A 3,286-nucleotide genomic window follows, 5' to 3' on the forward strand; every position below is an offset into this window, starting at 1 on the left:
AAGACGAAGCTGAATTCACCATCTTTTAGGGTACGTCCTGCAAGAGCTTTACTAAAGTCAAATTGTGCTGTTACTGGCGCTACAACATGGTTATTGAAAGTTATGTCATCAGTACCAGTTGCTTCACCACCTGTCGAATTTATCTCTGTTTTCGCAGTTAACTGGCCTGAATCCTCATCTTTTGTGACAGTCACCTTCACTGCAATGGTCATATCATCGTAGTCTACATCAGTTTTGTCACCTTTCACTTCTTTTACAGTATAGTTGTAGACACCCACTTGATCGAATGACAATTCGCTGAAATTAATTTTCCCATCAGCCTTGTTGGTCACAGTTTCATTCACATTATTATCACCAGTTATCGTAAAGCTGAAATCACCTGCATTCAAATTGCCATTCGAAAGCGCTTTATTGAATTCCAGGTTTACTTTAACAGGAGATGGTGTGAAGGTATTGTTGAACTCGGTATCAGCTGGCATAGTTGTTTGAGCTACGTAGGAATCACCGTTATCATTTACCGTGATGGTCACTTCAGCTTTCATCCTATCGTAATTGATACCAGTCAGCGTTCCTGGAGTCTCTTCAACTGTGTAGTGGTAAACACCAGCATGGTTAAATAACTGTGGAATGAAAGTAATATGACCGAAACTATCATTCGTTTGAGAATCAACCACTTGACCTGTTTGATCAATTAAATTAAAAGTGAATTCTCCAGCTTTCAGCTTTCTTCCATCCAATTGTTTTGTAAATGATAAATCAACCCTTGCTGGTTTCTTTGCTTTCGTCGCAGATCCAGATCCATCGGCCTTAAAGGCAAAAGTAGCCTGATAGCTCTGTTCCTCTCCACTGTTGTAAGTAATTTTAATATCATTTCCATGCTGTTGTTGGAGCTCTTCATTTGTATTTGGAACTTGCTTCAGCCTAGTCATATAACGAACGTAAACCAATTCATTCAATTGTGCTATCTTAAACGAAAATCCATTTGAACTTTCTTTAATATTCTCTAGCAATTGAATCGCATTCCCTTTAGATACCCACGGCGAAATTGATTGAACCTTTTCAGCTCTCAGAGCTTTTCCATTCCATAAATCTACATGGTCGGAAGGAATATCCGTCGCATGCCCCAACCTCCATGTTGCTTTTGTATTTGCATCAAATTCATTTAATACTGGATCCCCATCCTGAACCAACTCTTGATCATCTGGTAGAGTATCAATCAATTGGTAATTTGTTAAAATTTGTGGTGCTACTAGGCTTCCAGAATTAAGACGAATAGTCCATCGAATTAATTCTGGATGTCCAGTAACTGCTTCTCCGTACTTTGTAACCTTTGTTTTTTCTACTGGTACTGGTGCAGTCTCTGGTCCCACTGTTACTGTAATTTTTCGACCGCTAAAATTAAGCTCTGTTGGAACACTTGGTTTAACATATGATTTCCATCCCGTACTAAACGTTAAAGTAAATTGTTTCGAAATCTTATTTTTCTCAAAGTAATCTGTAAAAGTTGTAACTACTTTATTTTTGACTGAATCAAGAAAAGCATTTCCGATAACTTCTCCACTTGGTCCAGTCACATCATAATGAAGACTTGTAGGAATTCTGATTGCGTCTGGAATATCCACAACAATTTTATCATTTTGTTTAATTTCTAATTCATCAGGCAGTTCCATATGTAGCACAGTTTCGGCTGGAGCATATAAACTATTACCATTTGGAAAATTTACCTCAACGTTTGGGTTTTGAACTGTAATCGTATCACCTGTTTTAACGAATGTTGTTGCACTATCTTCAGTTAACGAAGACACCTCTCTTTTAGAACGCACTCGTTTTACTGAAGATTGAGCTTCCACACTCTCCTCCCCACCTAGAACAGACTCAGAGTTGCTTTTATGAATTGCTGAAGGCACTGATGTAGATTCAGTCGGTATAGGACTTTCATCAGTAGTTGCTACAGTATCACTTTGTGAATTCTCGTTTTTCTCTATTTTCGTTAAGTCGCTTTTTTCACTATCATCTTGTTGAATTTTATCAACTCTGGTATCATTACTTTCCGCCACGATTGAACTTTGTACTTCAACTGTATCCTTCATCTCATCAGCAAAAACAGTTCCACCAGCAAAAAATAATGTCGATAATAAAACAGAAGCAACTCCGATAGAATACTTTCGGATAGAAAAACGTTCTTTTGTTTCAAAAAAATTGTGTCTCATTGCGCAGCTCCTTTAATTATAGTCACTATATTATTTCCTTGATTATAGCACTACGTAAAGATAATTGCAAATATTTTATAACAACTAATAATCTAATAGAAACTGGGGCCATTGACAGAATTATTAATTTATAGCCAACATTTATAAGAAATCCTGACAAAATATAAGAATCCCTTAAACCTCTATTTCAACTAATGTACAAGCAATAATTTCTTATATAAAAGGAAGTAGCAAATAAGTGTCGTCTATCAATATCCATCATATTCTATTTTCAAAAGTTCAGTTATCCTCATATAAAAACATAAGAGAATCAAATCATTTTAAGACGATGATCATATAACCTGCCAATTAAAAATTAGACGCAATTAACTCCATCAAATTACAGCCCTATTTGCAAGTGGCTAAAGCCACAACAACTACGTCAACTGCCACAATTTACTATGAAAATACAAAAAGAACACCTCGAAAGGTGCTCTTTGTAAGTATAATAATTCTTTCGAATTAACGTTTTGAGTGCAGTGGTTGACATCCAATCAAACATCGCTTCGCTTGTTTTCTTGGGGCAACTGTGCATAGCATATCTCTACGCGACTAAAGTCGCTAGAGCTATCCTAATTGCGCACCGCCAGTTCTTATAGAAAAAAACACCTTGCAAAATGCAAAGTGTTTTCGTTTGTATTCTGCTGTCCAGCAACGAATTAACGTTTAGAGAACTGGCTAGCTTTACGAGCTTTCTTAAGACCTGGTTTGGAAAGTATGGATTTCAGTTGGACTAAAAACAGCGTAATATCAAGGATTTTCTGAACAATATCTACTTTTTAATTTCATAAAATCTGAATCAATATTTTTAAAATAGGGAATAGTTTAGGTCTCTAAGCATTAAAATAATACACCTAACTTTGGTCACCGTTTTTTAGTTATTCACTCTTTTTTCGGATAGTGTTTTTAAAGTTATGATGTAAAATGCCGCAATTAAAACACTATACATCATAATCGGAGGATAGAGAATTAAGGACAGAATCAATCCCACTCCTTTAATTATTAGGTCAGGTATCAATAACTTCCTATATTGTGCG

1 protein-coding gene is annotated in these 3,286 nt (G+C 36.0%); it reads right to left on the bottom strand.

Translation table 11 applies throughout. From position 1 onward, the window contains the following. A partial coding sequence (locus tag O3642_RS09710; protein ID WP_371605868.1) for a Spy0128 family protein occupies positions 1–2,210 on the bottom strand: 2,210 nt, incomplete at its 3' end. Positions 2,211–3,286 lie beyond the last annotated feature (1,076 nt).

The organism is Streptococcus sp. 27098_8_66 (genome assembly GCF_041431945.1).
GTDB lineage: Bacteria > Bacillota > Bacilli > Lactobacillales > Streptococcaceae > Streptococcus > Streptococcus dentalis.